At 71.5% G+C, this 22,648-nt stretch carries 27 protein-coding genes; 19 read left to right on the top strand and 8 right to left on the bottom strand.

Annotated elements, in window-relative coordinates:
• Positions 1-444 precede the first annotated feature (444 nt).
• On the top strand, positions 445-1,518 hold the full coding sequence (dnaJ, locus tag Mterra_RS07225) for a molecular chaperone DnaJ (RefSeq protein ID WP_119314576.1): 1,074 nt from the start codon (positions 445-447) through the stop codon (positions 1,516-1,518).
• Positions 1,519-1,646: 128 nt separating this feature from the next.
• The gene (locus Mterra_RS07220) at positions 1,647-1,871 is read left to right on the top strand and encodes a cold-shock protein (RefSeq protein WP_119314575.1); all 225 of its coding nucleotides are present in this window, start codon (positions 1,647-1,649) and stop codon (positions 1,869-1,871) included.
• Between the two features lie 339 nt (positions 1,872-2,210).
• Here Mterra_RS07220 and Mterra_RS07215 read toward each other — a convergent pair whose 3' ends face one another.
• Positions 2,211-2,768: a hypothetical protein gene (locus Mterra_RS07215; protein ID WP_147372589.1), complete on the bottom strand. Its 558-nt coding sequence runs from the start codon at positions 2,766-2,768 to the stop codon at positions 2,211-2,213.
• Between the two features lie 242 nt (positions 2,769-3,010).
• Between Mterra_RS07215 and Mterra_RS07210 the strand changes: the two genes are divergently transcribed.
• Complete coding sequence (locus tag Mterra_RS07210; RefSeq protein ID WP_119314573.1) at positions 3,011-3,484, top strand: GNAT family N-acetyltransferase; 474 nt, start codon at positions 3,011-3,013, stop codon at positions 3,482-3,484.
• Between the two features lie 51 nt (positions 3,485-3,535).
• Positions 3,536-4,321 carry an SDR family oxidoreductase gene (locus tag Mterra_RS07205; RefSeq protein WP_119314572.1) on the top strand — a complete coding sequence of 262 codons (786 nt, stop codon included), beginning with the start codon at positions 3,536-3,538 and terminating at the stop codon, positions 4,319-4,321.
• Here the strand turns inward: Mterra_RS07205 and Mterra_RS07200 are convergent.
• The gene (locus Mterra_RS07200; RefSeq protein ID WP_176582516.1) at positions 4,302-5,015 is read right to left on the bottom strand and encodes a metallophosphoesterase family protein; all 714 of its coding nucleotides are present in this window, start codon (positions 5,013-5,015) and stop codon (positions 4,302-4,304) included. The genes Mterra_RS07205 and Mterra_RS07200 overlap by 20 nt on opposite strands.
• A gap of 51 nt (positions 5,016-5,066) precedes the next feature.
• On the opposite strand from Mterra_RS07200, the gene Mterra_RS07195 reads away from it, so the two are divergent.
• The 7 genes from Mterra_RS07195 to Mterra_RS07165 all read left to right on the top strand — a co-directional run bounded on the left by Mterra_RS07195 (position 5,067) and on the right by Mterra_RS07165 (position 10,466).
• Entirely contained in the window at positions 5,067-6,035 is a 969-nt protein-coding gene (locus Mterra_RS07195; RefSeq protein WP_119314571.1) for an acetylxylan esterase, read from the top strand.
• Positions 6,029-6,652: a bifunctional 4-hydroxy-2-oxoglutarate aldolase/2-dehydro-3-deoxy-phosphogluconate aldolase gene (locus Mterra_RS07190; protein ID WP_119314570.1), complete on the top strand. Its 624-nt coding sequence runs from the start codon at positions 6,029-6,031 to the stop codon at positions 6,650-6,652. The genes Mterra_RS07195 and Mterra_RS07190 overlap by 7 nt, the downstream gene beginning before the upstream one ends.
• Before the next feature lie 123 nt (positions 6,653-6,775).
• On the top strand, positions 6,776-7,114 hold the full coding sequence (locus Mterra_RS07185) for an antibiotic biosynthesis monooxygenase family protein (RefSeq protein WP_119314569.1): 339 nt from the start codon (positions 6,776-6,778) through the stop codon (positions 7,112-7,114).
• Complete coding sequence (locus Mterra_RS07180; RefSeq protein WP_119314568.1) at positions 7,111-8,013, top strand: heme/hemin ABC transporter substrate-binding protein; 903 nt, start codon at positions 7,111-7,113, stop codon at positions 8,011-8,013. The genes Mterra_RS07185 and Mterra_RS07180 overlap by 4 nt, the downstream gene beginning before the upstream one ends.
• A 6-nt stretch (positions 8,014-8,019) precedes the next feature.
• On the top strand, positions 8,020-8,670 hold the full coding sequence (locus Mterra_RS07175; protein WP_119314567.1) for a DUF3386 family protein: 651 nt from the start codon (positions 8,020-8,022) through the stop codon (positions 8,668-8,670).
• Positions 8,671-8,673: 3 nt separating this feature from the next.
• Positions 8,674-9,705 carry a FecCD family ABC transporter permease gene (locus Mterra_RS07170; protein ID WP_119314566.1) on the top strand — a complete coding sequence of 344 codons (1,032 nt, stop codon included), beginning with the start codon at positions 8,674-8,676 and terminating at the stop codon, positions 9,703-9,705.
• A complete protein-coding gene (locus Mterra_RS07165) occupies positions 9,705-10,466 on the top strand; it encodes a heme ABC transporter ATP-binding protein (RefSeq protein ID WP_119314565.1) in 762 nt (253 codons plus the stop codon). The genes Mterra_RS07170 and Mterra_RS07165 overlap by 1 nt, the downstream gene beginning before the upstream one ends.
• A 132-nt stretch (positions 10,467-10,598) precedes the next feature.
• On the opposite strand, the gene Mterra_RS07160 is transcribed toward Mterra_RS07165, so the two are convergent.
• Positions 10,599-11,123 carry a peptidylprolyl isomerase gene (locus Mterra_RS07160; protein ID WP_119314564.1) on the bottom strand — a complete coding sequence of 175 codons (525 nt, stop codon included), beginning with the start codon at positions 11,121-11,123 and terminating at the stop codon, positions 10,599-10,601.
• Between the two features lie 78 nt (positions 11,124-11,201).
• Between Mterra_RS07160 and Mterra_RS07155 the strand changes: the two genes are divergently transcribed.
• The 5 genes from Mterra_RS07155 to Mterra_RS07135 are packed head-to-tail and all read left to right on the top strand — an operon-like array spanning position 11,202 to position 16,278.
• Positions 11,202-11,747, top strand: coding sequence for a helix-turn-helix domain-containing protein (locus tag Mterra_RS07155; RefSeq protein WP_119314563.1), 546 nt, complete (start codon positions 11,202-11,204; stop codon positions 11,745-11,747).
• A gap of 31 nt (positions 11,748-11,778) precedes the next feature.
• Positions 11,779-12,933, top strand: a complete 1,155-nt coding sequence (locus tag Mterra_RS07150; RefSeq protein WP_119314562.1) for a M24 family metallopeptidase — start codon at positions 11,779-11,781, stop codon at positions 12,931-12,933.
• 10 nt (positions 12,934-12,943) lie between these two features.
• Complete coding sequence (locus Mterra_RS07145; protein WP_119314561.1) at positions 12,944-13,894, top strand: ABC transporter permease; 951 nt, start codon at positions 12,944-12,946, stop codon at positions 13,892-13,894.
• Entirely contained in the window at positions 13,891-14,754 is an 864-nt protein-coding gene (locus tag Mterra_RS07140; protein ID WP_119314560.1) for an ABC transporter permease, read from the top strand. The genes Mterra_RS07145 and Mterra_RS07140 overlap by 4 nt, the downstream gene beginning before the upstream one ends.
• A gap of 9 nt (positions 14,755-14,763) precedes the next feature.
• A complete protein-coding gene (locus Mterra_RS07135; protein WP_119314559.1) occupies positions 14,764-16,278 on the top strand; it encodes an ABC transporter substrate-binding protein in 1,515 nt (504 codons plus the stop codon).
• Between the two features lie 105 nt (positions 16,279-16,383).
• On the opposite strand, the gene Mterra_RS07130 is transcribed toward Mterra_RS07135, so the two are convergent.
• Entirely contained in the window at positions 16,384-16,641 is a 258-nt protein-coding gene (locus Mterra_RS07130; RefSeq protein WP_119314558.1) for a ribosomal protein L7/L12, read from the bottom strand.
• Between the two features lie 21 nt (positions 16,642-16,662).
• Positions 16,663-18,189 (bottom strand): 5-carboxymethyl-2-hydroxymuconate semialdehyde dehydrogenase, encoded by a 1,527-nt coding sequence (gene hpaE / locus Mterra_RS07125; RefSeq protein ID WP_119314557.1) that lies wholly within the window; start codon positions 18,187-18,189, stop codon positions 16,663-16,665.
• A 114-nt stretch (positions 18,190-18,303) separates the two neighbouring features.
• Here hpaE and Mterra_RS07120 point away from each other — a divergent pair, with 114 nt between their 5' ends.
• Together Mterra_RS07120 and Mterra_RS07115 are read left to right on the top strand one after the other, a co-directional pair.
• A complete protein-coding gene (locus tag Mterra_RS07120) occupies positions 18,304-18,618 on the top strand; it encodes a nucleotidyltransferase family protein (RefSeq protein WP_245971557.1) in 315 nt (104 codons plus the stop codon).
• 113 nt (positions 18,619-18,731) lie between these two features.
• Positions 18,732-18,953, top strand: coding sequence for a HepT-like ribonuclease domain-containing protein (locus tag Mterra_RS07115; RefSeq protein WP_119314556.1), 222 nt, complete (start codon positions 18,732-18,734; stop codon positions 18,951-18,953).
• A gap of 2 nt (positions 18,954-18,955) precedes the next feature.
• Here Mterra_RS07115 and Mterra_RS07110 read toward each other — a convergent pair whose 3' ends face one another.
• The 3 genes from Mterra_RS07110 to hpaI are packed head-to-tail and all read right to left on the bottom strand — an operon-like array spanning position 18,956 to position 21,084.
• Entirely contained in the window at positions 18,956-19,384 is a 429-nt protein-coding gene (locus Mterra_RS07110) for a DUF3293 domain-containing protein (RefSeq protein ID WP_119314555.1), read from the bottom strand.
• 2 nt (positions 19,385-19,386) lie between these two features.
• Positions 19,387-20,154 (bottom strand): fumarylacetoacetate hydrolase family protein, encoded by a 768-nt coding sequence (locus tag Mterra_RS07105; protein ID WP_119314554.1) that lies wholly within the window; start codon positions 20,152-20,154, stop codon positions 19,387-19,389.
• A 21-nt stretch (positions 20,155-20,175) separates the two neighbouring features.
• Positions 20,176-21,084, bottom strand: coding sequence for a 2,4-dihydroxyhept-2-ene-1,7-dioic acid aldolase (gene hpaI, locus Mterra_RS07100; RefSeq protein WP_420836692.1), 909 nt, complete (start codon positions 21,082-21,084; stop codon positions 20,176-20,178).
• Positions 21,085-21,181: 97 nt separating this feature from the next.
• Here hpaI and Mterra_RS07095 point away from each other — a divergent pair.
• Positions 21,182-22,648, top strand: a 1,467-nt coding sequence (locus tag Mterra_RS07095; RefSeq protein ID WP_170159581.1) for a helix-turn-helix domain-containing protein, incomplete at its 3' end; no start/stop codon positions are given.

Below are 22,648 nucleotides of genomic sequence, written 5' to 3'. Positions count from 1 at the left end.
GACCAGGGGGTGGATGGGGGTGGGGCCGGGGGTCAGCAGGACCATGGTTTCCTCCGAGGACTCGCCGCCTCGAGCCTGGGCTGTAGGGGCTTAGGCTTCACTGCCATCACCTTCGGTCTGCGCTCGGCGCGGGCATGGCAAAACCCCCCGCTGGGCAAATCCCGACGGCCTCATGCAGCGAAGCATGAGCGCCGTTACAGGATAGCTCGGGCGGAGGGTCGCATCTGCCTCCGACTATAGCAGCGGTAGTGAGATGTGTAAAGCGCTTATGTCACTCACGGGCTTAGCCCAACCTTAATCGCCCCGGGCGCAAGCACCTGCGGCACGCCTGCGGGGCGGCATCGGCCGGCGGCAGCCGGCCTGGGCTCTCCCCCAGCCGGAGGCCTGAGGGCCGTGCGTCAGGGGCACCCCGGCGAAAACTTTAGTCTGCTAGACTAAACTTCGATGAAGGACTATTACGCAACCTTGGGCGTGAGCCGTGAGGCCACTCCGGACGAGATCAAGAAGGCTTACCGGAAGCTGGCCCTGCAGTACCACCCGGACAAGAACCCGGGGAACAAGGAGGCGGAGGAGAAGTTCAAGGCCATCAACGAGGCCTACTCGGTGCTCTCCGACCCCGACAAGCGGGCCAACTACGACCGCTACGGCACCGAGGCCCCCCAGACGGGCGGCTTCCCCGGGGGGTTCGGCGACGTGTTCGACCTCTTCGAGCAGGTCTTCGGCTTCCGCTCCCCGGGCGGGCCGGGGCGGGCCCCCCGCGGGGAGGACCTCGAGGCCACCGTCGAGCTCCTTCTCAGCGACGTGCTGCATGGCGCCGAGAAGGAGCTGAGCTACCAGCGGCTGGTGAACTGCGAGGCCTGCGCGGGCCAGGGCGGCAAGCGCGAGCCCTGCAGGAGCTGCCACGGGCGGGGCGTGGTCGAGCAGGTGCAGCGCACCATCTTCGGCAACGTGATGACCCAGGCCCCCTGCGCGGCCTGCCGCGGCCGGGGTTACACCGTGAGCGAGACCTGCCCCGCCTGCAAGGGCCAGGGCCGGGTGCGGCGCGAGGAGCACATCAAGGTGCAGATGCCCGCGGGCATCGACGAGAACCAGCTCCTGCGGGTGTCGGGCATGGGCAACCTGGGGCCGGGCGGGCCCGGCGACCTCTTCGTGCGGCCCCGCCTCGCCCCCCACCCCCACCTCGAGCGCGAGGGACCCCACCTCGTCTACCGCCTCAAGCTGGGGCTGGCCCAGGCGGCGCTGGGCACCAAGGTGGAGGTGCCGGGGCTCGAGGGCCCCATCCCCCTCGACGTCCCCCCCGGCACCGGGCACGGCGAGGTGTTCGAGATGGAGGGCAAGGGGCTGCCCTACGCCGGGCGGCGCCACCGCGGCAACCTGCAGGTCGTCACCGAGATCGCCGTGCCGCGCAACCTCTCCGACCGCGCCCGCCAACTGCTGCGCGAGTTCGCCCAGGAGACCGGCGAAGAGGTCGCCCCGGAGGGCTTTTGGGACAAGCTGAAGCGGGTTTTCAAAGGATAGACATGCCAGATGAGAGCGTGCTAGGCTGAGGCATCTGGGCCACTGGGGTAGCCCCCGAGGCAATGCAGGACCCCGTCACCCGGATGGAGCGTCGCCCCGCGGGCGGCGGCTCGGCACGAAGGAGCAGTATGCAGAAAGGCAAAGTGAAGTGGTTCAACGCCGAGAAGGGGTACGGGTTTATCGAGCGCGAGGGGGACAGCGACGTGTTCGTCCACTACAGCGCCATCAACTCCAAGGGCTTCCGCACCCTCAACGAGGGCGACGTGGTGAGCTTCGAGGTGGAAGCCGGCAAGAACGGCAAGGGGCCCCAGGCGGCCAACGTGACCGTGCTCGAGCCCGCCAGGCGGTTCTGAGCTCCCGATCTCGCAACCCCGAAACCCCCGGCCGCGGCCGGGGGTTTTTCTTTTTTCTGCAGGGGCGGGTCATGCCCGTTCGGTTGCTCCGCCGCCGTCCGGCGCCGCACTGACCGAAGCGGGCCTCATACCGGATTCAAAAAGATAATCATCCAAATCCAAAGATCCCAGAGGTCATCTTTTTGAATCCCAGAGCACACCCCTCCCTGACGGTCGGCGAAGAAAGCGTCTCCCTTCCAAGGGGCGGTACCGCCCTCCGCTACGCGGATAACTTCGGTCGGCCGCCCCGCCTTGGCGGGGCGGCGTCACCGTTCGGTGACGAACTGACCGAATCGGGTATCAAATCACGGTGAAGCTCAGCAGCAGCTTCTTCACCTCGTAGTCGAGCCGCAGGGTGCCGCCCTCGGCGGCGGTGGCGGTGCCGCCCAACACCAGCACCACCTGGACCTTCTTGTCGTTGACCGCCGCCACCTGCTCGGCGCTGAGGTCGGCGCTGCCCTCGAGCTCGAGGCTGCCGGCGCCGAGGTCGAGGGCCTGGGAAGCGCCCAGCCTGTACCGCTCCTGCACAACGTCGGTCACGCCGGCCGGGGCGAGGTAGGCCTGCACGGTCACGGTGCCGCTCAGCCCCGGCCCGCTCGTGGCGAGCGCCACCGCGTAGGTCAGGCGGACCGACTTGAAGCTCACCGGGACGTTCTGGCCGCTGAAGTCGAGGCCCCAGGGGCCCTCCTGCGGCAGGGTCACCCCGTCGAAGGCGACCGTCCCCCGGGGCACCTCACGGCTGTAACTCCCCGACTTTCGGCTCCCGAGGTGTCCCAGAAGGTCGAGGGTGATCGGCAGAATCGCGCACGCCCCCAACAAGCCGGCACCCACGAGCAGGAGAAAGCGCAAACGGTGCATGGGCAGAGGATACCCGCCTTAACTGATTCCCCGCTGGGTCTCCCTCCCCGCCGGGGTCGAGGTCGAGGGCCAAGGCGTACGACGTAAGACGTACGACCGGCGCCTCGCCCCTCGCGTCTTGCGTTTGGCGTCTCGCGTACGACGTACGACCCACGGTACGACCCACGCCCGGCCAACGAGCCCCCGCGCCGTGTCCTATAACCCAAATCTCAGAATGCCAGGGGATAAAATCAGGGCAAACCATGAAGATCGCTGACCGTTTTCAATTCCGTCCCGTACTGCCCGCATTGGCCCCCGAGATTCACCGCCTGTATTTGGACAGCCCCACCTACTTCAACCTCATCGGCATGGAGGTCCCCTCGCTGGCCGACGTCGAACGCGAGCTCGAGGTGCTCGAGCACGACCCCCGGCGCCGGGTCTCGCTGCTGGAGCAGGACGGGGAGGTGGTGGGCTACCTCGACTACAAGCTCACCTACCCCGAGGACGGCGCCGCGACCATCAGCCTGCTGCTGATCCGGGAAAGCCTGCAGGGGCAGGGCCTGGGGGCGCGGGCGCTGGGCGAGCTCGAGGCCCGCCTGCGGGGTGAGGTGGGGCGGCTGTTCGCGGTGGTCTACGGCGACAACCCGGCCGCCCGCCACTTCTGGTCGCGCCAGGGCTTCGCCCACCTGCGCGACAGCGGGCCGTCGCTGAGCTGGTACGTCAAAGACCTGGCCTGATCGCGGTCTCGGCCCTTGACGCTCGGCGGCCGAGCCCCGAGACTCCTGTTTATGGACCTGGGAATCAAGGGGAAAACCGCGCTGGTGACCGGCGCTTCACAGGGCATCGGGCGTGCGATCGCGCTGGGGTTGGCGCAGGAGGGCGCCCGCGTGCTGGCGGTGGCCCGGAACGCCGAGAAGCTCGAGCAGCTGGTGGCCGAGATCGAAGCCATGGGCGGCGAGGCCAGGGCCATCCCCGCCGACCTCAGCCGGGGCGAGGAGGTCGAGGGGATCCTGGCCCAGGCCCAGGGCTTCGGCACCGTCGAGATCCTGCTGGCCAACACCGGCGGCCCCCGCCCCTCCCCGGCGCAGGAGCTCGGCGCCATGGACTTCCGCCAGGCGGCCGACGGCCTGCTCTACCCCCTGATCCGGCTGGTGGGCGGCCTCCTGCCGGGCATGAAGGCCCAGGGCTTCGGGCGCATCCTGGCCGTGACCTCGCTGGCGGTGAAGGAGCCCATCGAGAACCTGGCCCTCTCCAACACCCTGCGGGCCGCCGTGACCGGCTACCTCAAGACCCTCTCGCGCGAGGTGGCCCGCCACGGCATCACCGTCAACACCCTGGCCCCCGGCTACACCCTCACCGAGCGGGTCACCGAGGTCTTCGAGTACCGCGCCAAGCAGCAGGGGGGCAGCCTCGAGGCCGCCCTGCAGCAGCAGGCCCAGCAGATCCCGGCCGGGCGGCTGGGGCGGCCGCAGGAGATCGCCGACGTGGCGCTGTTCTTGCTCTCCAGCCGCGCCAGCTACCTCACCGGCCAGACCCTGGTGGTGGACGGGGGCTTCACCCGAGCCCTTCTGTGAGGGCTTCCTCCAGGGCCTCGACCGGGTACTCGTTGACCGTGCCGAAGCGCGGGTGGTGGACCGGGCTCACCGGCCAGCCCTGCTCGCGGCAGACCCGGGCGGCCCGGCGGCCCAGGGCCGAGGCCTGGGCCTCGCCCAGCCGCAGGCCCCGCGCCGCCAGGAAGGCCTCCACGGTCTGCCAGGCCCGCTCGCGGCCCTCCCCCGCCCGGGCGCCGAGTTCGACGGCCTCGGCCTTGCGGATGCGCCCGCCGGCGACCTCGAGCCGCACCAGCGTCTTGACCCGGTGGATGCCCTCCTCGCCGCAGGCCCCGGGGTTGAGGTAGAGGATGCCCGCCGCGTCGCGCTCGACCCGCAGGACGTGCGAGTGGCCGCAGACGATGAGGTCGGGGCGGCGGGCCCGCACCCGCCGGCGCACCTCGGGGAGGTAGCGGCCGGGCGTGCCGGCCTGGTGGACGAGCAGCACCTTCATCCCCTCGGCCTCGAACTCCAGGCGCCCGTGCGTCCGGGCCCGCACCTCCGGGCCGTCGATGTTGCCCCAGACCGCCCGCAGCGGCTTGCCCAGCCCCTCGAGCGCGTCGAGGACGGCCTCGCTGCCCACGTCCCCGGCGTGCCAGACCTCGTCCACGCCGCGCAGCGCCTCGAGCGCCTCGGCCTCCAGCGCCCCGTGGGTGTCGCTGAGTATCCCGATCCACACGCCTAGAGTTTAAACGGTGGACAGCGCGCTCCCCCTCGAATAACCTGCCGTATGCCCCTCTTCGACTACCCGCTCGAGCGCCTGCAGGCCTACCTCCCCGAGCGCGACGAGCCCGCCGGCTTCGACGCCTTCTGGCGGCAGACGCTCGCCGAGGCCCGCCAGCACCCCCTCGACGCCCGCTTCGAGCCGGCCGGCTTCGGGCTGAGGGCGCTCGAGGTCTTCGACCTCACCTTCAGCGGCTACGCGGGCCAGCCCATCAAGGGCTGGTTCCTGCTGCCCCGGCAGCGCGGGGGGAGGCTGCCCTGCGTGGTGGAGTACGTCGGCTACGGCGGCGGGCGCGGCTTCCCGGTGGAGTGGCTGACCTACGCCAGCGCGGGCTACGCCCACCTGGTCATGGACACGCGGGGGCAGGGCTCGAGGTGGCGCAGGGGCGACACCCCCGACCTCGCCCCCGACGGCGACAACCCCCAGCACCCCGGCTTCCTGACCCGGGGCGTGCTGAGCCCCAAGACCTACTACTACCGCCGCCTCTTCACCGACGCGGTGCGGGCGGTGGAGGCGGCGCGGAGCCACCCCGCGGTGGACCCGGGCCGCCTCGCGGTGGCCGGGGGGAGCCAGGGCGGGGGCATCGCCCTCGCGGTCGCCGGGGTCGCCGGCGTGCAGGCGGCGCTGCCCGACGTGCCCTTCCTCTGCCACTACCGCCGGGCCACCGAGGTCGTGGACACCGCGCCCTACAACGAGATCGCCGCCTTCTGCCGCGTCCACCGCGACAAGGTGGGGCAGGTCTTCGCCACTTTGGCCTACTTCGACGGGGTGAACTTCGCGGCCCGGGCCACGGCGCCGGCGCTGTTCTCGGTGGGCCTGATGGACGACGTCTGCCCGCCCAGCACCGTCTACGCCGCCTACAACCACTACGCCGGGCCCAAGGAGATCCGGGTGTACCCCTACAACGGCCACGAGGGCGGCGAGAGCTTCCACACCCTCGAGAAGCTGCGCTTCCTGGAGGGCCTGGGGTGGTAGCCGCGCTGCAGGCGGCGAAAGTGGTGGGGGTCTTGCGGGCCCCCTCGGCCCAGGCCGCGGTGGGGGCGGCGCTGGCGGCGGCCCGGGGTGGCCTGCGGGCCGTCGAGCTGACCTTCACCACCCCCGGGGCGCTCGAGGCGTTGCGCGAGCTGCGCGGGCGCCTGCCGGGGGACGTGCTGCTGGGCGCGGGCACGGTGATGAACGCGCGACAGGGGCTCGCGGCCCTCGAGGCCGGGGCGGCCTTCCTGGTGAGCCCGCACCTGGGGGAGGACGTGCTCGAGCTGTGCCGGGCGCGGGGGGCCCCCTACGTCCCCGGCGTGCTCACCCCCACCGAGGTCGTGCGGGCGAGGGGCCTGGGCGCCGAGGTGGTCAAGCTGTTCCCGGCGGGCTCCTCCGGGGGCGTCCCCTACCTCAAGGACCTGCTGGGGCCCTTCCCCGGCCTCCCGGTCCTGGCGACCGGGGGGATCAAGCCGAGCGAAGTCCCGGCCTACCTGGGGGCGGGGGCGCTGGCGGTGGGCCTGGGGTCCAACCTCTTCCCCAGGGCGGCGCTCGAGAAAGGCGACTGGGCCGCCGTCGAGGCCGCCACCCGCCGGGCGCTGGCCGAGGCCGGCGTCTAGGCCGGGCCTGGGCCGCTTCCCGGCAGCGATAACAGTTATCGTTTTCAATATACCTAAATTCCGACCGGAATACTTGACTTTAAGGGACGTTCGTCCTAGCCTTAGCTCTCGAGGAGGTCAGGGATGTTCGTTACCATGAACCGCATTTCGGTCAACCCCGAATATGCCCGGCAATTCGAGGAAAACTTCCAGCGCCGCGCCCGGCTCGTTGACCGGATGCCCGGCTTTATCCGCAACCTGGTCTTGCGGCCCGCCGACCCCGCCGAGCAGCCCTACGTGGTGATGACCTTCTGGCAGAGCCGGGCCCACTTCGAGGGCTGGGTGGAGAGCCCGGAGTTCAAGGAGGGGCACGCCCGCAGCGGCACCCTGCCGCGCGAAGCCTTCCGGGGTCACTCCCAGCTCGAGACCTACGAGGTCTTCACCGACAGCGCCGAAGCCCCGGCCCAGGAGGTCGGCCGATGAGGCGCGGCGCGGCGGCGCTGGCCCTGCTGGCGGGGCTGGCGCTGGCCCAGCCCTTCACCGTCAAGGACGCGCGGGGCCAGAACGTCACGGTGCGGTCCACCGAGCGCATCGTCAGCCTCAACGGTTCCACCACCGAGATCCTCTTCGCCCTGGGGGTGGGCGAGCGGGTGGTCGGGCGCGACGACAGCAGCTACTACCCCGCGGCCACGCTGCGGCTGCCCAGCGTGGGGTACCAGTTCCGGCTCAACGCCGAGGGCATCCTGGCGCTGCGGCCCACCCTGGTGCTCGGGCGCGAGGACGTCAAGCCGCCGCAGGTCCTCGAGCAGCTCGAGGGCGCGGGGGTGAGCGTGGTGCGCGTGCCCGATAAGCCCACCCTCGAGGGGGCCCGCGAGAAGATCCGCACCGTCGCCGCCGCGGTGGGGCGCGTGCAGCGCGGCGAAGAGCTCATCCGGCGCATGGAGCGCGACCTGCTGGCCCTGCGCTCCAAGCTCGCGCAGCAGCGCACGAGGCTCAGGGGGCTCTTCCTCTACCTGCGCGGCCCCCAGACCACCTTCGTCTGCGGGGAGGGCTCGAACCCGGTGGGGATGATGGAGCTCGCGGGCATCGCCAACGCGGCCAAGGGCATCAAGGACTGCGCCCAGATGACCGCCGAGGCGGTGGTGGCGGCCCGGCCCGACCTGATCGTGGTCTTCACCAAGGGCCTACAGAGCATCGGCGGGGTGGAGGGCCTGAGGAAGCTCCCCGGCGTGTCGCAGACCCCCGCCGGGCAGGCCGGGCGGGTGGTGGCGATCGACGACCTGTACCTGGGCGGCTTCGGCCCCCGCACCGGGCAGGCCGCCCTGGACCTGTTCGTCGGGGCCTACGAGCGCAGCGGGCTCTACGTCGCCGGGCCTAAGTGAGGAGCTGTGAACGCCGCCGCCGCCCCGGCCTACGGGCTGCTCGAGACCGCCCGCGCGGGCGCCTACACCCTGCCCGAGGGCTTCGGCGGCTTCAGCGCCGACCTCGAGCTCTGCCTGGGCGGTAGCTGGCACCAGGGGCGCGTGGCGGCCCGCTCACCCAAGGACATCGAGCTGCACCTGGCGGTCGGCGGGGCCGAGCCCTCGCCGGAGGACCTGCTCGAGTGGCCCCGGCGGGAGCTGGCCTCCATGCTGGCCCACCGCTCGCCCCGCCCCTTCGCCCAGGGCGAGGGGCAGTACCCCATGCGCCTCACGGCGGAGGGCCCGCTGGGCACCCGCGTCGAGCTCGAGGACCCCCTGCGCTCGGCGCTGTGGGTGCAGGAGGGGAAAGTCCGGCTGGTCGAGCGCAACCTCCCCGCCTCCTCCTTCCGCATCCACCTCCACGCCTACGCCCAGGCCGGCGCCAAGCACCTGCCCGCGCACTTCACCGTGACCCACCGCCGGGCCGACGGGAGCCTCGAGGCCGTGGAGAGCTTCGCCGACGCCTACGCCGAGGTGGAGGGGGTCTGGCTGCCCGAGCGCCGCCAGGTGGTGCGCCACGACGAACGGGGCCTGAGCGTGCGCGAGCTGCGCCTTAGCCGTCACCGGCTGCTGGGTTGAGCCATGCAGGGCGCTCTGCGGTTGCCCAAGGCTTTCTCCCGCTACCGGCTGGCCCTGCTGGGCCTGGGGGCGGCGCTGCCGCTGGTGGTGCTGCTGGCGGCGGGCAGCGGGGCCTACGCCGTCGCGCCCCAGGACATCCCGCGCGTCCTGTGGGAGCGCGAGAACCCCGCCTACGCGGTGCTGACGTCGGTGCGCTTTCCCCGGGTGCTGCTGGCGGTGGCGGCCGGGGCGTTGCTGGCCCTGTCCGGGGCGGTGATGCAGGGCCTGTTCCGCAACCCCCTGGCCGACCCCGGCCTGATCGGGGTCAGCGCGGGCGCCGCGCTGGGGGCCGCCGTGTTCATCGTGGCGCTGCCGGGGGCGGGGGCGCTCGAGGCCTACGCCCTCCCCCTCATGGCCTTCGTGGGCGGGCTGCTGGCGACGCTGGCGGTGTGGGCGCTGGCCAGCAGCGGCGGTCGGGTGCAGGTGCTGACCCTGCTGCTCGCCGGGGTCGCGCTCAACGCGCTGGCCGGGGCCCTGATCGGGCTGCTGGTGAGCCGCGCCACCGACGAGCAGCTCAGGAGCCTGACCTTCTGGACCCTGGGCGGCTACGGCGGGGCCACCTGGAGCCTGCTGGCGGCCGTCGCGCCCACCGCGCTGCTGTCGGTCTGGGGCCTGCTGCGCCTGTCGCGCCCGCTGAACGCGCTGGTGCTGGGGGAGTCGGAGGCCTTCCACCTGGGGGTGAGCCTCGAGCCCTTCAAGCGCAAGGCCGTGGCCCTGGCCGCGCTGGCGGTGGGCACCGCGGTGGCCGCGGCGGGCAGCGTGGGCTTCATCGGGCTGGTGGCCCCTCACCTCTTCCGCCTGCTGGCCGGGCCCGACCACCGCTACCTGCTGCCGGGCTCGGTGCTGCTGGGGGCCATCCTGAGCGTGCTGGCCGACCTGATCGCCCGCACGGCGGCGGCCCCCGCCGAGCTGCCGGTGGGCGTGGTCACCAGCCTGCTGGGCGCGCCCTTCTTCATCGCCCTGCTGCTGCGCTTCAAGCGGGAGGTGGCCCGCTGATGCTCGAAGCGCGCGCCCTGTCCTTCCGGGTGGGCCGGCGCGACCTGCTGGGGGGCGTGAGCTTCGGGCTCGAGGCGGGCGAGGTGCTGGGCGTGCTGGGCCCCAACGGGGCGGGCAAGAGCACCCTGCTGCGCCTGCTTTCGGGGGAGGAGCGGCCCACCTCGGGCGAGGTGCGGCTGCTGGGAAAACCGATGGCGGCCTACGCCGCCGCCGAGCTGGCCCTGCTGCGCTCGGTGCTGACCCAGCGCCGCGACCTGGGCTTCCCCTTCACCGCCTACGAGGTGGCCTTCCTGGGCCGCCTGCCCCACCTCGAGCGCCGCCCCGAGCACCCCCGCGACCACCAGGCCACCGCCCACGCCCTCGGCCTCGCCCAGGCTCAGGCGCTGTCCCACCGCAAGTACCCCACCCTCTCGGGCGGGGAACAGAGCCGGGTGGACCTGGCCCGGGTCCTGGCCCAGGAGCCCCGGCTGCTGCTGCTCGACGAGCCCACCAACCACCTCGACCCCCGCCACCAGGTCGAGGTGCTGCAGCTGTGCCGCAGGCTGGCCCGGGAGGGCTGGGCCGTGGTGGCCGTGCTGCACGACCTCAACCTGGCCGCCCTGTTCTGCGACCGGGTGCTGCTGCTGCACCAGGGGGCCGCCGTGGCGCTGGGCACGCCGCAGGAGGTGCTCGAGCCCGAACGCCTCGAGCGGGTCTACGGCCTGCCCTTCGCCCTTACCCGGCACCCTAGCGGCAGGCCGTGGGTGATGCCGTTGGGGTGAGTGATAGCCGATAGCCGATAGCCGATAGCCGAACGCTGGACGCCGGGCGCGGGTCGTGCGTCCTACGCCGTACGCAAGACGCAAGACGCCCTAGACCCTAGACGCCGGCGGCTGATGGCTGACCGCTTCCCCTCACTCCAGCACGACGGCGAGGATCGGCACCGGGGGGTCGAGGTACTGGCCTACGGAGGGTTGGCGGTAGATGGCGCGGAGCACCTCGAGGCCCTCGATCGCCTGGCCGAAGGCCGCGAAGCCCTGGCCGTCGGGGTTGCGGCGGCCGCCGTAGTCGAGTTCGGGCTGGTCGCCGATGCAGAAGAAGAACTCGGAGGCGGCGGTGCCGGGCTCGAGGCGGCCCATCGAGATCGTGCCGTCGCGGTGGGTGAGGCCGGTGCGGTCGGTGGTCTCGTGCTCGACGGGCGGCAGGCGCAGGGGGTGGGGCTCCATCCCCAGGCCGCCCTGGATCACCTCGATCTCCACCGGGCTGTCGGGCTGGTTGTCGGGGCGCACGGTGCGGTAGAAGCTGGCCTCCCGGTAGCGCCCTTCCCGCACGTAGCGCAGGAAGTTGCCGACGGTGAGCGGCGCTTGCTTCGGGTAGAGCTCCACGCGGAAGGATCCTAGGGCCGTTTCGAAGCGCACCACCGGGCTGACTGGTTCCATGGCTCTACTTTATCATCCGTTGACATATCAAACAAAATTTGATATACCTTACGGCATCCTCATCCAGGGGAAAACGCCATGAAGCCCGAAGAACTGGGAAGGATGATCCAGAACCGCCGCAAGCAGCTCGGCTACACCCTGCGCGAGCTGGCCGAGCGGGCGGAGCTCAGCGCCCCCTTCCTCTCGCAGGTCGAGAAGGGCAGCACCACGCCCTCCGTCGCCTCGATGGTCAAGATCGCCCGCGCCCTGGGCGTCCCGGTGAGCTACTTCCTCGACACCGAGGGCAGCACGGCGCAGGTGCGCAAGGGCTCGGAGGTGCGCTTCTTCAACCTCAACGAGAGCCGGGTGCGCTACGGGCGCATCGGCAGCACCGCGCCCGAGCGCCAGCTCGAGCCCCTGCTCATGATCTACCCCCCCCGCTACACCTCCGAGCCGGTCACGCACGGCGGCGAAGAGTTCTTCTACATCCTCTGCGGCCGCATGCGCCTGCAGATCGGCGAGCAGACCTACCACCTGGGCCCGGGCGACAGCGCCCACTTCAACTCGGGCCTGCGGCACGTCTGGAGCAACGAGGGCGACGAGGAGCTGCGGGTGCTGTGGGTCGGCACCCCGCCGCTGCTCTGAGGCCGCACCACCCCACTTCGAGGAGGGAGCGATGATCTGGAGGAGGCTCGAGGAGATCCAGGGCTGGCTCGAGGAGTCCGGGCTCGACGGCTGGCTGCTCTACGACTTCCGGGGGCTCAACCCCCTGGCCCACCGCCTCACCGGGCTGGGCGACGAGCGGGTCATGCGCCGCTGGTTCTGCCTCGTCCCGCGCGTGGGCGAGCCGGCCGTGCTCGCCCACGCCATCGAGGCCACCTACTTCCCCGGCCCGGCCCGCCTCGAGCGCTACCACGACCGCGCCAGCCTGGTCGGGGGGCTGCGGAGGCTGCTCGAGGGCAGCAGCACCCTCGCCATGGAGCACTCGCCCCAGGGGGACAACCCCTACGTCGGCCGGGTGGACTCGGGCACCGTGGACCTGGTGCGGGCGCTGGGCAAGCAGGTGGTGAGCTCGGGCGACCTGGCCCAGCGGCTCCTCGCCCTCTCCCCCCAGCAGCAGGCCGAGCACCGCACCGCGGCGCAGGGCCTGGGCGCGGCCATCCGCGAGGGCATGGCCTGGCTGCGCGAGCGCCGGGAGGCGGTGAGCGAGCAGGCGCTGGCCCGCTACCTGGTGGGGCGGGTGGAGGCGCGGGGTCTGGCGGCCGGGCACGAGCCGGCGGTGAGCTTCGGCACGGCCACCCGCAACCCCCATTACGCCCCCTCCGACCACCGCACCCTCGAGCCCGGCCAGCCCGTGCTGGTGGACATGGTCTGCAAGGTCCCCTCCGCCCTGGCCCCCTTCGCCGACATCACCTGGGTGGCCCACAGCGGCCCCCCCAGCCCCGAGTTCGCCCGGGCCTTCGCCGCCGTCAAGGCCGCCCAGCAGCGCGGGCTGGAGCACCTGCGGCAGCGCTTCGCCGCCCGGGACTACCCCGAGGGCCACGAGGCGGACGCGGCGGTGCGGGGCGTGCTCGAGGCGGCGGGCTACGGCCACGCCCTGCTGCACCGCAGCGGCCACAACCTGGGCAGCCAGCACGTGCACGGCGAAGCCGCCCACCTCGACGGCTGGGAGACCCTCGACCGCCGCCGCCTGCTGCCGGGCTTCGCCTTCACCCTCGAGCCCGGCGTCTACCTCGAGGGCTTCGGGGTGCGCAGCGAGCTCAACTTCCTGACCCACGCCGAGGGCATCGAGGTCACCACCCCCGTCCAGCACGAGATCGAGCCGGTCTAGGACCCCCGCCATGCTGCCTTTCTTGCTCAAACGCTTCGGCTTAGCCCTGGTCTCGCTGCTGGGGGTGCTGGTGCTGGTCTTCGCCATGGTGCGGCTGGTGCCGGGCGACGTGGTGACCAACCTGATCGGCCTCGAGGGCAACGTCAGCCCCGAGCGGCGGGAGGAGTTGCGGCGGCTGTTCGGCCTGGACCTGCCCCTGCACGTGCAGTTCGGGCAGTGGTTCGGCGCGCTGCTGCAGGGCGACTTAGGCACCAGCCTGCGCACCGACCGCCCGGTGCTCACCGACTTGGCCCTGCGCTTCCCCGTGACCCTCGAGCTCACCCTCCTCGCGCTGCTCATCGCCCTGGCTATAGCCCTGCCGCTGGGCGTGACGGCGGCGGTGAACCGGGGCAAGACCCTCGACTACCTCGCCAGCCTCTTCGCGCTCGTGGGCATCGCCGCCCCCAGCTTCTGGCTCGCCATCCTCTTCATCCTGCTGTTCTCGCTCAAGCTGGGCTGGTTCCCCCCCACCGGCTACGTGCTCTTCAGCGAGGACCCCTTGGGCAACCTGCGCAGCCTCTTCCTGCCGGCCCTGGCGCTGGGCATGTCGCTGGCGGCGGCCACCACCCGCATCGTGCGCAGCAGCCTGCTCGAGGTGCTCTCCCTCGACTACGCCCGCACCGCCCGCGCCAAGGGCCTGCCCGAGCGCGCCGTGGTCTACCGCCACGCCCTGCGCAACGCGCTGATCCCGGTGGTGACGGTGGTGGGGCTGCAGGTGGGCAACCTGCTGGGCGGCACCGTGATCATCGAGCAGATCTTCGGCCTGCCGGGCATCGGGCGCTTCGCGCTGGAGGGCATCAACCTGCGCGACTACCCGGTGGTGCAGGGCGCGGTGCTGCTGGTGGCCGGGGCCTTCGTGCTGGTGAACGTGCTGGTGGACGTGCTCTACGCCCTCATCGACCCCCGCGTGAGGTTCGAATGACCCAGACCCCCGCCGCCCCCGCCGCCCGCGCCCGCCTGCTGCGCACCGCGCTGCGCTCCCCCAGCGCCCTCACCGGGGGCGTGCTGGTGCTGCTGGTGGTGCTCTGCGCGCTCTTCGCCCCGCTGCTGGCGCCCTTCGACCCCGTGGCCTACAACCCCGCCGACCGCCTGCAGGGGCCCAGCCTCGAGCACCCCCTGGGCACGGACATCTACGGCCGCGACACCTTCTCGAGGGTGCTCTTCGGCGCGCGCACCTCGCTGGCGGTGGCCGCCATCTCCATCACGCTGGCCCTGCTGGCCGGGGGGACCGCCGGGGCGCTGGCGGGCTTCTTCCGCGGCAACGTGGACGTGGTGGTGATGCGCCTGAGCGACATCCTGCTGGCCTTCCCGGCCGTGCTGCTCGCCATCGCGCTGCTGGCTTTCTTGGGCGGGGGCTTCTGGAACCTCACCCTCGCCATCGCCGTCGTCTACTCCGCGCCCTTCGCCCGCGTGGCCCGCGCCAGCGTGCTGCGGGTGCGCGAGGAGGCCTACGTCGAGGCCAGCCACGCCCTGGGCAACAGCCCCTGGCGCATCCTCTTCCGCCACGTGCTGCCCAACGCCGCCTCGCCCTTGATCGTGGAGGTGAGCCTGCGGCTGGCCTTCGCCATCCTGGCCGAGGCCTCGCTGTCGTACCTGGGCCTGGGCACCCAGCCCCCCGCCCCCTCGTGGGGCCAGATGATCGCCGACGGCCGCCAACTGCTCGAGACCTCCCCCTGGATCTCGATCGGGCCGGGCCTGGCGATCACCCTGACCGTACTCGGTTTCAACCTGCTCGGCGACGGGTTGCGCGACCTGCTCGACCCGCGGCTGCGCAGGCAATAGGAGGTAGGGATGAGAAGATTCGCAGCAGCACTCGGACTCGTGGCCTTGCTCGGCGTGGGGCTGGCCCAGAAGAGCGGCGGCGTCCTGCGCGCGGGGATGCAGGCCGACCCCGTGGGCCTCGACCCCCACACCACCAGCGCCACCGCCACCCGCAACCAGCTCGAGAACGTCTACGACACCCTGGTGCGCTTCGACTCCAAGGGCAAGATCGTGCCCTCGCTGGCCCAGCGCTGGGGCGTGAGCCAAGACGGCCTGACCTGGACCTTCACCCTGCGCCCCGACGTGCGCTTCCACAACGGGCGCGCGCTCGAGGCCGCCGACGTGGTCTATTCCATCGGCCGCATCAAGGACCCGGCCGTCAAGTCGCCCCGGGCCGGCGACTTCGCGGTGGTGGACTCGGTCACGGCCCCCAACCGCACCACGGTGGTCTTCAAGCTCAAGCAGCCCTTCGCCCCGCTGCTGGCCAAGCTGGCCTTCACCCTCAACGTGATCGTGCCCAAGGAGGCCGCGGCCACGCTGGGCAACAAGCCGGTGGGCACCGGCCCCTTCGTCTTCGTCGAGTACATCCCCAACACCCGCATGGTGCTGCAGCGCAACCCCAACTACTGGGAGCGCGACGCCAAGGGCAACCGCCTGCCCTACCTCGACGGCATCACCTACATCTACCTCCCCGACGCCACCGCCCGCACCACCGCGCTGCGCGCCGGGAGCGTGGACTGGATCGAGTACGTCCCCGCCGCCGACATCCAGACCATCAAGAACGACCCCAAGCTCGACGTGGTAGGCGGGCTGTCGGCCAACTTCCGCTCGCTGTACTTCAACCTCAAGGAGAAGCCCCTCGACGACGTGCGGGTGCGCCAGGCCATCGCCTACGCCCTCAACCCGCAGGAGGTCGTGGACGTCGCCCTCTTCGGCGCGGGCGGCATCGTCGCCAAGGGCACCACCATCCCGGCCGGGGGCTTCTACTCCTACGACAAGAGCCCCTACGGCAAGCCCAACCTGGAGCGCGCCCGCCAGTTGCTGCGCGAGGCCGGCTACCCCAACGGCTTCACCCTCGACCTCAAGGTGACGAGCACCTACGACTTCCTGCGCGCCCCCGCCGAGGTGATCCAGGCGCAGCTCGCCAAGGTGGGCATCAAGGTCAACATCCAGGCCGAGGAGTGGAGCGTCTACCTGCCCAACTTCATCGGCAAGAAGTTCGCGGCCACCATCATCGGCGAGTCCGGGCAGGGCGACCCCGACGACTTCCTCTACAACCCCTTCCACACCAAGGGCGGCGGCAACTACATGAACTTCAGCGACCCCGCCCTCGACAAGCTCCTCGAGGAAGGCCGCGCCACCGCCGACCAGGAGGACCGCAAGGCCATCTACGACCGCGCCCAGGAGCGCATCCTCCAGCTCGTTCCCATGGTGCCGCTGTTCCACTCGGCGCAGTACGAGGGCCTGGCGACCTACGTCAAGGGCTTCGAGCACTTCCCCAACACCTCCTACCTGGGCCTGCGCACCACCTGGCTCGACAGGTAGAGCCCTCCGCCCCGGGCCCCTGGCAGACGCGCTGCCAGGGGCCCTCCCTCGGCAGGACCGCCCCCCGTAGCGCCTCCGGGGGCGAGGGGATGGGCGAGCGCCCGGCTAGTACCCGCGCTTGAGGCGCCGCGCGATCGCGTCCACCGCGTCCTTGGCCTCCTTGAGGCCCAGCCCGGTCTGCTCGCGGTAGAGCTTGATGGCCTCGATGAGCTGGCTGCGCTTGATGAGCTCGATGACCTCCCCGTCGAGCGTGGCGGGGACGTCGGTGTACCGCAGCCGCAGGGCTTCCATCACGAAGGCGAGCTTGCGCTCGAGCTCGTCAACGCGGCGGCGCAGGGCGGCGATCTCGCTGGGGTCGTCCATGCCCCAGCTTATCCGCCCGCCTCACTTCCCGAACTTGGGGATGGGGTGCTCGCCCAGCGGCACGGCGATGCTCTTGATCTCGGTGTAGAACTCCAGGCTGTACTCCCCGCCCTCGCGGTGGGTGCCCGAGAACTTGACCCCGCCGAAGGGGGTGGGCAGGTGGCGCACGTTGTGGCTGTTGATCCAGGTCATGCCGCTCTCGAGGGCGAGCCCCATGCGGTGCGCGCGGGCCACGTCGCGGGTCCAGACGTAGGCGGCCAGGCCGTACTTGACGTCGTTGGCCTTGGCGAGGGCGTCGGCCTCGTCCTTGAAGGGGATCACGGTGAGCACCGGCCCGAAGATCTCCTCCTGCGCGATGCGCATGTGGTTCTCGCCCACGAAGAGCGCGGGGCGCATGTAGTTGCCCTCGCTGCCCACGCGCTCCCCGCCCACCACCCGCCTCGCGCCCTCCTCCTGCCCGATGCGCACGTAGCCCAGCACGCGCTCGAGGTGCTCGGGGTGGATCAGCGGCCCCACCTCGGTCTCGGGGTCGAGGGGGTGGCCCACCCTGACCCGCGCGGCCCGCTCGGCCACCCGGGCCACGAACTCCTCGAGGACGGACTCCTGCACCAGCGCCCTCGAGTTGGCCGTGCAGCGCTCGCCGTTGAAGCTGTAGATCTGGAAGACGGTGGCGTCGATGGCCCGCTCGAGGTCGGCGTCCTCGAAGATGACGGCGGGGGACTTGCCGCCGAGCTCGAGGGAGAGCCGCTTGAGCTGCTCGGCGGCGTTCTTCATCACGATCGAGCCGGTGGTGGTCTCGCCGGTGAGGGTGATCAGCGGCACCAGGGGGTGGGCCACCAGCGGGGCCCCGGCCTCCTCCCCGAAGCCCTGCACCACGTTGAAGGTGCCGGGGGGCAGGTCGGCCTCCTGCATGATCTCGGCCAGCTTCCAGGCGGTGAGCGGCGACCACTCGGCCGGCTTGAGCACCACGGTGTTGCCCGTCGCCAGCGCGGGGGCGATGCGCCAGGTGGAGAGCATCATGGGGGCGTTCCAGGGCGTGATGATGCCGCACACGCCCACCGGCACCCGCACCGTGTAGTAGACCCACTCCGCGTCCACGGGGTAGGTGCGCCCGTCCATGGCCTTCTCGGCCCAGTCGGCGTAGAAGCTGAAGTTCTCGGCGGTGCGGGCGATCTGGCCGCGCACGATCTTGAGCACCTGCCCGGCGTCGAGGCACTCGATGGTCGCGAGCTCGTCGCCGTGCTTCTCGATGAGGCCGGCGATCTTGAGCAGGTACTTCTTGCGCTCGCGGGCCTTGAGCCTGCCCCAGCCCGTCTTGAACGACTCGTGCGCGGCCCGCGCCGCCTTTTCGACGTCCTCGGCGTGGCCGCGGTAGGCCCGGGCTAGGACCCGGTTGGTGGCGGGGTCCAGCGTCTCGAACACCTCGCCCCGCGCGCCCGCGACGAACTGCCCGCCGACGTAGTGCTCGAAGGTGCGCGAGGCCAGCTTCTGCCGCACCTGCTCGATGAACTCGGGGCGGATGCCTTGGGTGGTGTCGGAGATTTTCAAGGGATACCTCCTTTACAATCAAGCTATGGTCGCGGTGAAACAAAAGGTGGTGGTACAGAAAGGCGGGCGCATCGAGCTGCACGCCCCGAACTGGCCGAAGGCGCCACCGCCGAGGTGATCGTGCTGCTCGAGCGCGTGCCGCTCACCCTGGAGCGGTTGCGCGAACGCAAGGCCGAAATCCTGGCCGTGGCAGCCAAGCACGGTGCCTCCAACCTGCGGGTGTTCGGCTCGGTGGCGAGGGGCAAAGCCGACGGCAACAGCGACCTCGACCTCCTGGTAGATCTGGAGGAAGGTCGCAGCCTGTGGGATTTAGGCGGCCTCACCGCCGACCTCGAGGACCTCCTGGGCGTCAGGGTGGACGTGGGAACCGCGCGCAGCCTGCGCCCGGAAATTCGGGACGAAGTGATAGCCGAAGCCATCGCCCTATGAGGGATGACCGGCTGCGCTACCAGGACGTTCTCAAAGCTATCGAGCAGATCCGCCTGGAGCCGCTGGGTAGCCAGGAGGAATTCCTCCAGGATCGCAGGGCCTAGGTCTGGGTCTTGTTCCACCCCCAGATCATTGGCGAGGCGCTCGCCGGCCTTTCCCCACAGGCCCGTGCCGCCAACGAGTCCTGGGCGAGGCCCATCATCGCCACGCGCAACCTCCTGGTGCACCACTACTTCCGGATCGACCTCGAGATCATCTACGAGATCGCTAAAAACCGCCTGGACGACCTCGAGACCCAGGTCCGGGCGGCCTTGCGGGCTTTGCCCGAGGAATAGGCTCACCTCCCCACCTCCTGGGGGTAGAACCGCTCGAGCCCCCCGCCCCGGCACCACGCCAGAGCCACCCGCTCGCCCTCCCCGTAGACGATGGCGTTCTGCCCGAAGCGCCGGCCCACGGCCAGGGCCTCCTCGAGGCCGATGCCGAACACCGTGAAGCCCTCCTCCCGCCATTTTCCGTCCGGCGAGCGGCCCACGCCAGGGGCGAGCTCATAGCCGCCCTCGCGCAATACCTGCTCGAGCTCGCGGTGCCGCCGGGCGTTCTCCTCGGCCGGGAGCGGCTGGCTGCCGGGGTTGTGGGCGGTGACGACCGCGAAGGGCCGCCCGCCGAAGAGCACGAGCCCGGCGGGCGCCTCGCCCAGGGTGAAGGCCATGCCCCCGGCCTCGTAGACGGCCGACCGGTAGACCCGGGAGAGCTCCTGGGGGCTCATGCTCACCCCACGCCGGGGATGATCTCCTCGCGCACCGAGTTCTCCAGCGCGCCCAGCCCGTCGATCTCCAGGCGCATCACGTCCCCCGAGCGCACGTGGGAGATGCCCTTGGGCGTGCCGGTGAGGATGACGTCGTAGGGCTTGAGGGTCATGAAGCGCGAGACGAACTCGATGATCTCGGGGATGCTGAAGATGAGGTCGCGGGTGTTGCCCTGCTGGCGCAGCTCGCCGTTGACGTAGGTGCGCAGCTCGAGGTTGTGGGGGTCGGGGATCTCGTCGGCCGAGACCAGCATGGGGCCCATGGGGCCGAAGGTGTCCCAGCCCTTGGCCCGGATGGGCGGGCGGTACATGTTGCCCACGAAGTCGCGCACGGTCACGTCGTTGACGATGGTGTAGCCCAGGACGTAGTCCATGGCCCGCTCGGCCTTCACGCGGCGGGCGGGCTTGCCGGCGCGGCCCATCACCACCGCCAGCTCGTTCTCGTAGTGCATGTACTCCACGCCCTTCGGCCGCACCACGTGGGCCTTGTGGGGGATCAGGCTCGACTCGGGCTTGATGAACAGCACCGGCTCCTTGGGCATCTCCAGGCCCAGCTCCTCGGCGTGGTCGCGGTAGTTGAGGGCCAGCCCCACCACGGTGCCGGGGGCGAAGGGCAGCATGTACTGCAGGCTGTCGGGGTGGTGCAGCTCGCCCGCCTCGTCGAGCACCAGCCCGTGGTCTACGATGCCCTTGCGCACCCAGCCGTTGTGAAAGAATCGTACGGTCTTCATCGCGCGTCGCCTCCCGCTCGCTCAGCCCGCCTGGGCCACCAGCAGGCCGTAGCCCTCCGCCATCTTACGCAGGCGGGCCTCGATCTCCGGGGTGGTGGGGCCCAGCGGCTCGCGCCACTCCTTCTCCACGAGGCCCATCCAGGAGAGCACGGTCTTGAGCGGGATGGGGTTGGTGTCCCAGAAGACGGCGTCGTTGGCCTCGAGGCCGTAGTAGTGGAGCTCCAGCGCCTCGGCGTGGCGGCCCTGCAACAGCAGCTCGCACATCTCGGCGGTCTCCTTCGGCAGCCAGTTGGCGGTGGCGGCGATGGTGCCCACGGCGCCCACGGCCATCATGGGGAAGGTGAGGGCCTCGAGGCCGCAGAACACGCGGAAGTCGCGGCCCACCGTCCGCAGCAGCTCGGAGACGTACTCGACGTCCTTGGAGGAGTGCTTGAGCCCGTTGATGTTCTTGAACTCACGGCGCAGGCGCGCCACGGTGGGGATCTTGATCTCGATGCCCGAGCGGCCGGGGATGTTGTAGAGCACGACCGGCATGTCGGGCACGCTGGCGGCGACCTGCCCGAAGAAGCGGTAGAGGCCCTCCTGGTTGGGCTTGATGTAGTAGGGCGTGATCACCAGCGCCTCGGCCGCCCCCACCCGCCGGGCGAACTCGGTGAGCTCGAGCGTCTCGTCGAGGCGCAGGGTGCCGGTCCCGGCCATCACCTTGACCCGGCCCCGCGCGAAGCGCACCGCCAGCTCGATGAGGTGCTTGCGCTCCTCCAGGCTCATCGTGCCGGGCTCGCCGGTGGTCCCCCCCACGCTGATGCCGTGCGAGCCGGCCTCGATCTGGCGCTCGACGAGGCGCTCGAGGGCGGCCTCGTCGAGGTGTCCGTTCTTGAAAGGCGTCACCAGCGGGGTGACGGAACCGTGCATCAGGCTGCGGTCTACCATGGCTCCACCTCGTGTCCAAAGCGAAGGTAGCCCTCCCGGGGGCCAAATACAAGGGTCGGTTTACACACTGTTTGGGGAATTTGGTGTAGAAATAGACATGACCTTGGGGGAACTGCTCGAGCACCCCGGCCTCAGGCTGAAGCGGCTCGGCGGGGAGGCCGGCCTCTCGCGCCGGGTGCGGGGGGTGCGGGTGGTGGAGTTCCCCGAGGAAGCCCAAGGCCTCGAGCCCGGCTCCCTCGCCCTCACCACCGGCTTGTGGATGGGCCGCCACCCTGAGCGGCAGCGGGCCTTCGCCGCCGCGCTGGGGGGGCGGGCCCTCGCGCTGGGCCTCCACGAGGGCGCGGTCATCCCCGCCGTGCCCGAGGCCCTGCGCCGGGCCTGCCTCGAGGCCGGGGTCGCGGTCTTCGCCGTGCCCCACGGGACGGCGCTCGAGGCCGTCCGCTGGGCCGTCACCGCCCGCCTACCGGCCCCGCCCGCCGAGGCCGTGCAGCAGGCGCTGCTCGACGCGCTCGAGCACTCCGGCGACCGGGGCCTCGTCGCCCGGCTGGCCGAGCTGAGCGGCCTCGCCGTGGCCTGCTTCGCGCCCTGGGGCCAGCTCACCGCCGGGGCCGGGGCCTTCGACCCCGCCGAACTGTGGGCCGCGCTGCACCACCCCACCGAGCGCGAGTGGCTGGGCGAGGCGCCGGGCGGCTGGGCCTGCTCGCTGCCGGTGCGGGCCGCCGGGCGCACCCAGGCGGTGCTGGCGGCGCTGGCCCCCGACGCGGGCGCGCTGGGGCGGGCCCGGGCCTCGCTCGACTTCGCCCGCCGCCTGCTGGCGGTGAGCCTGCCCGAGCGGGTGGGCGTGATCGACCAGGAGCGGCTGGTGCGCGGGGGCCTGCTGCGCGAGCTGCTGCTGGAGCCGTGGAACCCTGAGCTCAGCCCGGCCCGCCTGCGCGCCTTCGGCTTCACCGGCGAGCCGGTGGCCCTGGCCGTGGTCGAGGTGCGCGACCCCTGGGCCCGCAACCGCACCGGCCGCGAACAGCAGCTCGAGTTCCGCGTCTTCCAGGACGCCCTGCGCCGCGCCGGGGAGGAGTTCTTCAGCGCCCGGGGCCTCCCCTTCCTCACCGGCTTCCTCTCCGAGGTGGTGCTGCTGGCCTGGCAGAGCCCCCGCCCGCGGGAGCAGCTCGAGGGCCTGCGGGCCGCCCTCACCGCCGTGGCCCCGGCCAGCGACACCCGCCTGGGCCTCTCCAGCCCCCACCTCCCCCCCGACCTCCCCGCCGCCCACCGCGAGGCCCTGCTGGCCGCCGAGAGCGTGCTGAAGCCGCGCGGCTCGGCCTCTTGGGAGGAGCTCGAGCCCACCGCCTGGGTGGTGGCGACCGCCCCCCTCGAGCGCCTGCGCCCCGTCTTCGACGCCACGCTGGGCGCCATCCGCCGCCACGACCCCCAGGGCCGCCTCGAGCACACCCTGCGCACCCACCTCGAGCTTGGCCGCAGCCTCGCCCACACCGCCGCCCACCTGGGCCTGCACGTCAACACCGTCCGCAAGCGCCTGCAGCAGCTCGAGGCCATCCTGGGCGGCTCGCTC

The sequence above is a fragment of the Calidithermus terrae genome (assembly GCF_003574345.1).
Lineage (GTDB): Bacteria > Deinococcota > Deinococci > Deinococcales > Thermaceae > Calidithermus > Calidithermus chliarophilus.
This window is presented reverse-complemented; position numbering and strand designations above follow the sequence as displayed.

What these genes read in the sequence shown, in the direction of transcription:
- dnaJ (WP_119314576.1), top strand. Translation starts at nt 445, where the DNA reads ATGAAGGACTATTACGCAACCTTGGGCGTGAGCCGTGAGGCCACTCCG.
- Mterra_RS07220 (WP_119314575.1), top strand. Translation starts at nt 1,647, where the DNA reads ATGCAGAAAGGCAAAGTGAAGTGGTTCAACGCCGAGAAGGGGTACGGG.
- Mterra_RS07215 (WP_147372589.1), bottom strand. Translation starts at nt 2,768, where the DNA reads ATGCACCGTTTGCGCTTTCTCCTGCTCGTGGGTGCCGGCTTGTTGGGG.
- Mterra_RS07210 (WP_119314573.1), top strand. Translation starts at nt 3,011, where the DNA reads ATGAAGATCGCTGACCGTTTTCAATTCCGTCCCGTACTGCCCGCATTG.
- Mterra_RS07205 (WP_119314572.1), top strand. Translation starts at nt 3,536, where the DNA reads ATGGACCTGGGAATCAAGGGGAAAACCGCGCTGGTGACCGGCGCTTCA.
- Mterra_RS07195 (WP_119314571.1), top strand. Translation starts at nt 5,067, where the DNA reads ATGCCCCTCTTCGACTACCCGCTCGAGCGCCTGCAGGCCTACCTCCCC.
- Mterra_RS07185 (WP_119314569.1), top strand. Translation starts at nt 6,776, where the DNA reads ATGTTCGTTACCATGAACCGCATTTCGGTCAACCCCGAATATGCCCGG.
- Mterra_RS07180 (WP_119314568.1), top strand. Translation starts at nt 7,111, where the DNA reads ATGAGGCGCGGCGCGGCGGCGCTGGCCCTGCTGGCGGGGCTGGCGCTG.
- Mterra_RS07170 (WP_119314566.1), top strand. Translation starts at nt 8,674, where the DNA reads ATGCAGGGCGCTCTGCGGTTGCCCAAGGCTTTCTCCCGCTACCGGCTG.
- Mterra_RS07165 (WP_119314565.1), top strand. Translation starts at nt 9,705, where the DNA reads ATGCTCGAAGCGCGCGCCCTGTCCTTCCGGGTGGGCCGGCGCGACCTG.
- Mterra_RS07160 (WP_119314564.1), bottom strand. Translation starts at nt 11,123, where the DNA reads ATGGAACCAGTCAGCCCGGTGGTGCGCTTCGAAACGGCCCTAGGATCC.
- Mterra_RS07155 (WP_119314563.1), top strand. Translation starts at nt 11,202, where the DNA reads ATGAAGCCCGAAGAACTGGGAAGGATGATCCAGAACCGCCGCAAGCAG.
- Mterra_RS07150 (WP_119314562.1), top strand. Translation starts at nt 11,779, where the DNA reads ATGATCTGGAGGAGGCTCGAGGAGATCCAGGGCTGGCTCGAGGAGTCC.
- Mterra_RS07145 (WP_119314561.1), top strand. Translation starts at nt 12,944, where the DNA reads ATGCTGCCTTTCTTGCTCAAACGCTTCGGCTTAGCCCTGGTCTCGCTG.
- Mterra_RS07140 (WP_119314560.1), top strand. Translation starts at nt 13,891, where the DNA reads ATGACCCAGACCCCCGCCGCCCCCGCCGCCCGCGCCCGCCTGCTGCGC.
- Mterra_RS07135 (WP_119314559.1), top strand. Translation starts at nt 14,764, where the DNA reads ATGAGAAGATTCGCAGCAGCACTCGGACTCGTGGCCTTGCTCGGCGTG.
- Mterra_RS07130 (WP_119314558.1), bottom strand. Translation starts at nt 16,641, where the DNA reads ATGGACGACCCCAGCGAGATCGCCGCCCTGCGCCGCCGCGTTGACGAG.
- Mterra_RS07110 (WP_119314555.1), bottom strand. Translation starts at nt 19,384, where the DNA reads ATGAGCCCCCAGGAGCTCTCCCGGGTCTACCGGTCGGCCGTCTACGAG.
- Mterra_RS07105 (WP_119314554.1), bottom strand. Translation starts at nt 20,154, where the DNA reads ATGAAGACCGTACGATTCTTTCACAACGGCTGGGTGCGCAAGGGCATC.
- hpaI (WP_420836692.1), bottom strand. Translation starts at nt 21,084, where the DNA reads ATGGTAGACCGCAGCCTGATGCACGGTTCCGTCACCCCGCTGGTGACG.